The organism is Dehalococcoidales bacterium (genome assembly GCA_041656115.1).
Lineage (GTDB): Bacteria > Chloroflexota > Dehalococcoidia > Dehalococcoidales > UBA5627 > UBA5627.
The window spans coordinates 1-5,181 of sequence record JBBAED010000016.1 but is presented as its reverse complement, the minus strand read 5'-3'; the positions used below and the strand labels follow the sequence as shown (position 1 = coordinate 5,181).

At 43.8% G+C, this 5,181-nt stretch carries 6 protein-coding genes; all 6 read right to left on the bottom strand.

What is annotated here, in order from left to right; translation table 11 throughout:
• Positions 1 to 630: dihydroxy-acid dehydratase (locus WC958_06145; GenBank protein MFA5629801.1), on the bottom strand; the 630-nt coding region annotated here is incomplete at its 3' end.
• The gene (ilvE, locus tag WC958_06140) at positions 627 to 1,511 is read right to left on the bottom strand and encodes a branched-chain-amino-acid transaminase (protein MFA5629800.1); all 885 of its coding nucleotides are present in this window, start codon (positions 1,509 to 1,511) and stop codon (positions 627 to 629) included. The genes WC958_06145 and ilvE, both read right to left, overlap by 4 nt.
• A gap of 22 nt (positions 1,512 to 1,533) precedes the next feature.
• Positions 1,534 to 2,598 carry a 3-isopropylmalate dehydrogenase gene (gene leuB, locus WC958_06135; GenBank protein MFA5629799.1) on the bottom strand — a complete coding sequence of 355 codons (1,065 nt, stop codon included), beginning with the start codon at positions 2,596 to 2,598 and terminating at the stop codon, positions 1,534 to 1,536.
• Positions 2,595 to 3,089 carry a 3-isopropylmalate dehydratase small subunit gene (leuD, locus tag WC958_06130; protein ID MFA5629798.1) on the bottom strand — a complete coding sequence of 165 codons (495 nt, stop codon included), beginning with the start codon at positions 3,087 to 3,089 and terminating at the stop codon, positions 2,595 to 2,597. The genes leuB and leuD overlap by 4 nt, the downstream gene beginning before the upstream one ends.
• A 10-nt stretch (positions 3,090 to 3,099) precedes the next feature.
• On the bottom strand, positions 3,100 to 4,359 hold the full coding sequence (leuC, locus tag WC958_06125) for a 3-isopropylmalate dehydratase large subunit (protein ID MFA5629797.1): 1,260 nt from the start codon (positions 4,357 to 4,359) through the stop codon (positions 3,100 to 3,102).
• On the bottom strand, positions 4,356 to 5,181 hold an 826-nt coding region (locus tag WC958_06120; protein ID MFA5629796.1), incomplete at its 5' end, for an alpha-isopropylmalate synthase regulatory domain-containing protein. The genes leuC and WC958_06120, both read right to left, overlap by 4 nt.

Below are 5,181 nucleotides of genomic sequence, written 5' to 3'. Positions count from 1 at the left end.
TCCGATAGCTTCGGTCAGGCAGTTCATGCTGTTTGCGGTAAACATTCCCGAACAAGATCCGCATGTCGGACAGGCATAATTTTCACAGTCAAGAAGTTCTTCGTCACTCATCGTTCCTGCAGCGTGCGAGCCCACGGCTTCAAATACTGTATTTAAATTAATGGCTGTTTTGGTTCCAGGAACTATACCTGCCAACATGGGGCCACCGGAAACAACAATTGTCGGGATATTTATCCTTGCAGCTGCCATCAACATTGCCGGAACTATTTTATCGCAGTTGGGAACCATTACCAAAGCATCAAAAGGGTGAGCCATTGCCATTACTTCAATGGAGTCGGCTATCAACTCACGGCTGGCCAACGAGTACTTCATACCGATATGCCCCATTGCTATTCCGTCACAAACGCCGATGACAGGAAATTCAACGGGTGTCCCCCCGGCACTTCGAACACCGCTTTTAACCGCTTCGACAATCCGATTAATATGGACATGTCCCGGTACTATTGCATTGGCTGAGTTTACAACCCCGATTAAAGGGGCTTCAATCTCTCTGTCAGTCAGCCCCAAAGCTTTCATCAGAGAGCGATGCGGTGCACGCTCACTCCCTTTTTTCATTAAATCACTTCTCATATCTTTGATCCACTTTCAGGCTTTTTAACGTATTCGTGGAAAGCTTCAAGCAATTTTAAGGTAATCTTTCCTGCAACTCCGTTACCAATTTTTTGTCCGTCCAGTTCGGTTAAAGCAATAATTTCGGCAGCGGTTCCCGTTAAAAAAGCCTCGTCGGCATTAAGGAGATTAAAGCGGGTAAAAGGTTCCTCTTTAACCTCAATATCCAATTTTTTACAAATCTCGATTACCACTTTGCGGGTAATCCCATCCAATGTTCCCAACCAAATGGGAGGAGTATAAACAACACCGTTTTTAACGAAAAAGACGTTGTCGCCGGTACATTCTGTAACTAAACCCTCTTCGTTTAACAGCAGAGCCTCATCGGCACCGTATCTGTTTGCCTCAATCGAAGCCATAATGTTGTTAAGATAGTTAAGACTCTTAATCTGCGGGTCAACTATCGTAGCTTTATTGCGTCTTAACTGACTTGTAATAACCTTTAAACCCCGTTTGTAAGCTTCACTGCTGTAGAGTGCTATTTGTGCTGCTATACAAAATAGTCGGGGGGGATGGGCTTTCGGGGAGGGAAAAAGACCCAGACCGTCGGCCCCTCTCGTACAGACCAACCGTATGTAGCCGTTTTCAAGATTATTTTTGCGGCAAGTTTCCAGCACAATCTCTTTTACCTCTTCAATAGAGACAGGAAGATTAAGTTTTATCGCTTTTGCGGCAGCCTCAAAGCGTTTGAGGTGATCATCAAAACGAAACACATGAGAGTTGTATGCCCTAATTCCTTCGAAAATCCCGTCACCGTACAATACTCCGTGATCCATAATTGAAATTTTAGCCTCTGACAATGGGATGTAAGCACCTTCCAAATAGACAATCTGCTCGCTCATGAATTTCTCCTTCCTTCTCTTTTTAAATTTTTTCGGCTATCAGTGAGCCCATCTTTTTTGTTCCGACAATTTTCATATTCTCACTGGCAATATCGAGTGTGCGATAATTTTCATCCAAGGTTGCACTTACGGCAAGTTCAACCGCCTCTGCCTCCTCATTTAACCCAAAGGAGTGTCTGAGCATCATTGCAACCGACAAAATCATCGCTATCGGATTAGCTTTATCGGTTGAAGCAATATCGGGAGCAGAGCCGTGAATCGGTTCATACATTCCGAAGCTGTCTTCTCTTAAGCTGGCTGAAGGGAGCATTCCTATCGAACCGGTTATCTGACTTGCTTCATCACTGAGAATGTCACCAAACATATTGGTCGTAACAATTACATCAAACTGTCTGGGTTTTCTGACTAACTGCATGGCAGCGTTATCGACATACATGTGATTAACTTCGACATCAGGATAGTTAATTTTCAGTTTATCGACAGTTCTTCTCCACAACCGTGAGCTCTCCAGGATATTGGCTTTATCGACACTGGTAAGTCTCTTTTGCCTTTTCCGGGCAAGTTCAAAGGCGATTTTAGCAATCCTTTCAACTTCAAAAACGGAGTACTCCATTGTATCGAAAGCTCTGTCTTTGGCTTCATTGAGTCCCCTTTTACCAAAATAGATTCCGCCGGTAAGTTCTCTTACAACCATTATATCCAATCCGTCTGCGACAAGTTCTTTTTTCAAGGGACATGCTTCGATTAATTGAGGGTATAAAATAGCTGGTCGTAAGTTACAAAAGAGACCCAACTCTCCCCTTAAGCCTAAAAGGGCTTTTTCGGGACGCATATCACCCTCCAAACCATCCCATTTAGGCCCGCCTACTGCTCCCAAAAGGAGAGCCTCGGCATCTTTACACCCCTCTAAAGTTGATGCGGGAAGAGGTACTCCCACACTGTCCAATGCTATCCCGCCCGCAAGGTAAAAGGAGTAATCGAGTTTATGGTTATATTTTAATGCAACGGTGTCGAGAACTTTGATTGCTTCACTGGTAATATCGGGACCGATTCCGTCACCGGCAACAACGGCTATTTTCATTCTCATTTTTGTATCTCCTGAGCCATGTAGTTTACCAAGCCTTCAGCTTCAATCATCTTTTGAATAAACGGAGGAAACGGCTGGGCATAGTAACTCTCTTTGGTTGTCTCATTTGTAATTTTCCCGCTCTCAAAATCGACAGAGACAATATCGCCGCTCTTTATTCCTTTGACAGCCTCTTCACACTCTAAAATCGGAAGCCCTATGTTGATTGAGTTGCGATAAAAAATACGGGCAAATGAAGCCGCAATAACGCAGCTGATTCCGGCGCTCTTTATTGCCAGGGGGGCATGCTCCCGGGAAGAGCCGCACCCGAAGTTTTTCTGGGCAACGATTATATCGCCCTCTTTAACATTTTTTATAAAATCGGCATCGATATCTTCCATGCAATGGCTGGCCAGCTCTTTTGGATCGCTGGTATTTAAATAGCGAGCCGGAATTATTACATCGGTATCCACATTATCTAAATATCTGAAAACTTTCCCTTTAACTTTCATCGGCTCCTCCTTAAACTGTTTCCGGATTTGTTATATACCCTGTCAGGGCGCTTGCCGCAGCTACTGCCGGACTGGCTAAATAGACTTCGCTGCCGGGATGACCCATTCTTCCCACAAAGTTTCGGTTTGTGGTTGCCACAGCCCGCTCTTTATCGGCTAGTATTCCCATATGACCGCCTAAGCAGGGACCGCAGGTGGGGGTACTCACCACTGCTCCCGCTTCGACAAAAATCTCCAACAATCCCTCTTTAAGGGCCTGTAAATAGATTTTTTGAGTTGCGGGAAATATGATTGTTCTCACCTTTGGATTCACTTTTTTGTTTTTCAGTATTTTTGCGGCTACCCTCAAATCACTTATCCGTCCGTTTGTACAGGATCCGATAACAACTTGGTCTATCTCTATTTTTTCAACCTCGTCAATAGTTTTTGTATTTTCAGGAAGATGGGGATAGGCTACTGTCGGCCTTATTTTTGATAAATCAATCTCATAAACTTTCTCGTAAACTGCATCACTGTCGGCTTCAAAAATTTTGGGTGTCCCTTTATGGTGCTCTTTAAGATATTCTAAGGTGATCTCATCGACTCCGAATATCCCATTTTTGGCACCGGCTTCAATAGCCATGTTACAGATTGTGAAACGGTCGTCGATTGAGAGATTTTTCACCCCTTCACCACAGAATTCCATCGATTTGTAGAGAGCCCCGTCTACTCCGATCATTCCGATTATATGGAGAATTACATCTTTACCGGAGACCCATTTTGAGAGTTTTCCCGTCAAATTAAATTTCAGGGCTGAGGGAACTTTAAACCACCCCTTTCCGCTGGCCATCGCAGCAGCCATGTCGGTTGAACCAACTCCGGTTGAAAAAGCTCCCAGAGCTCCGTAAGTGCAGGTATGACTGTCGGCTCCGATTATTAAATCACCGGCATTAACCAACCCCTGCTCGGGTAGCAGAGCATGTTCTATCCCCATTTGCCCTATTTCAAAGTAGTTTTCAATCTCTTTTTCATGGGCAAATTCTCTTAAGATTTTGCACTGCTGGGCAGCTTTTATATCTTTGTTGGGAGTAAAGTGGTCGGGTACCAAAGCTACCTTTTTGTTATCAAAAACATCTTTTACCCCAAATTTTGCAAACTCTTTTATCGCTACCGGAGCGGTAATATCGTTACCTAGAACTAAATCTAAATCAGCCATTATTAACTGTCCTGCTTCGACTTTTTCAACCTTAGCGCAGCTGGCTAAGATTTTCTGACTCATAGTCATACTCATACATCTGCTCCTTGAGGAGGACTTATCCCCTCCTTCATCAGTTTATATTCAATTGAATCGACCAAAGCCATCCAACTTGCTTCAATAATGTCGGTTGAAACCCCTACCGTTGACCAAGAGTTTTCACGGTCGCTGGTCTCAATTAAAACCCTTACTTTGGCAGCCGATGCCTGTTGGGAATCAAGGACTCTAACTTTATAATCGGTTAAGTGGATTGTCGATAATATCGGATAAAAATCTCCTAAGACTTTCCTAAGCGCGTTATCTAAAGCGTGTACAGGTCCATCTCCCTGGGCGACATCTATTGCGGTTTTACCGTCAACACTTACTTTCACAACTGCAGTATGCCCCTCATCAGGATTACTTCCAAGAGGTCTCTCCCCAAAAGTTTTATAGTGGTCTAAAATAAAGTAAGGTTTGTACTTTCCTAAATTTTTGGCAATAATCAGCTCAAACGAGCTCTCTGCTCCTTCAAACTGGTATCCATCCATCTCCATAAGTTTTAAAGTCTCCATAATCTGTTTTGTCTGTGGAGCCTCTTTGTCGAGATGAGGTGCATACCGTTGAATCCGCCTTAAAATTGTTGCTCTTCCGGCAACTTCACTCATAAGAAGTCTTCTTGCGTTTCCGACAGCCTCAGGGTCTATATGCTCAAACGATTTGGGGTTTTTGGCAATTCCGTCAATATGCATCCCCCCTTTATGGGCAAAAGCACTTTTACCGATATAGGGAGTTCCTTTATGGACAGAAACATTGGCAATTTCAGCAACCGAGCGGGAGGTTGAAAAAAGTTTTGAAAGAGACTCGGCACCTAAAACTTCA

Bases quoted from the DNA above. Each gene is read 5' to 3' on its own strand.
- ilvE (MFA5629800.1), bottom strand. From the start codon at position 1,511: ATGAGCGAGCAGATTGTCTATTTGGAAGGTGCTTACATCCCATTGTCA.
- leuB (MFA5629799.1), bottom strand. From the start codon at position 2,598: ATGAGAATGAAAATAGCCGTTGTTGCCGGTGACGGAATCGGTCCCGAT.
- leuD (MFA5629798.1), bottom strand. From the start codon at position 3,089: ATGAAAGTTAAAGGGAAAGTTTTCAGATATTTAGATAATGTGGATACC.
- leuC (MFA5629797.1), bottom strand. From the start codon at position 4,359: ATGAGTATGACTATGAGTCAGAAAATCTTAGCCAGCTGCGCTAAGGTT.